This is a genomic window from Nocardioides ginsengisoli (assembly GCF_039537225.1).
Taxonomy (GTDB): Bacteria; Actinomycetota; Actinomycetes; order Propionibacteriales; family Nocardioidaceae; genus Nocardioides; species Nocardioides ginsengisoli.
Map to the genome: position 1 here is coordinate 1 of NZ_BAABAC010000061.1, position 681 is coordinate 681.

The window sequence follows — 681 nt, forward strand, 5'->3', positions numbered from 1 at the left end:
TCGCTGATCCGGGAGTGGGCGACGATCGCGGCCTGGGCTGAGGCCAACGTGGTCGAGGGTGTCGAGGGCGCGGCGACGGTCCGCGAGGGGTTCATCGACACCGGCCTGCCTTTGGCGGGCGACGGGGCTCCGCTGGTGTCGGAGTTCGCGCTCATGGAGCTCGTGGCCGTCCTCGGTCGCTCGCCCGACGGCGGCCGCGCCTACGTCGGGCGGATCCTGGGCTGCGCCTGGCGGCTCCCCCACGTGTGGGCCGCCGTCATGGCCGGACGTCTCGCGCCGTGGCGCGCTGCGCGGATGGCCGACATGGTCGGCCCGCTCTCCGCCGACGCCGCGGCATTCGTCGACCGCAACCTCTTCAACGCCTCCGGCGTCGGCTGGGCCCAGCTCGACCGGCTCATCGCCGAAGCGATCCTCCGGTTCGACCCCGAGCGCGCCGAGGCCGAGCGCGCGGCCGCCGCGGACCAGCGCTACGTCGACATCGACGAGCCCAACAGCAACGGCCAGGCGTCCATCTCCGGCCTCCTCGACGCCGCCGACGCCCACGACCTCGACGACGCCATCGCCCGCCGCGCAACGCTCCTGGGGAGCCTGGGCAGCGACGCCTCCCTCGACGTCCGCCGCTCCCAGGCCCTCGGCGAGCTCGCCCGCGCCGACCTCATGCTCGACCTCGAGGGCAGCCCT

General features: G+C 74.9%; 1 protein-coding gene. It reads left to right on the plus strand.

Translation table 11 applies throughout. The features are described 5' to 3' along the window. A partial coding sequence (locus tag AB4880_RS26075; RefSeq protein ID WP_437440517.1) for a DUF222 domain-containing protein occupies positions 1-681 on the plus strand: 681 nt, incomplete at both ends.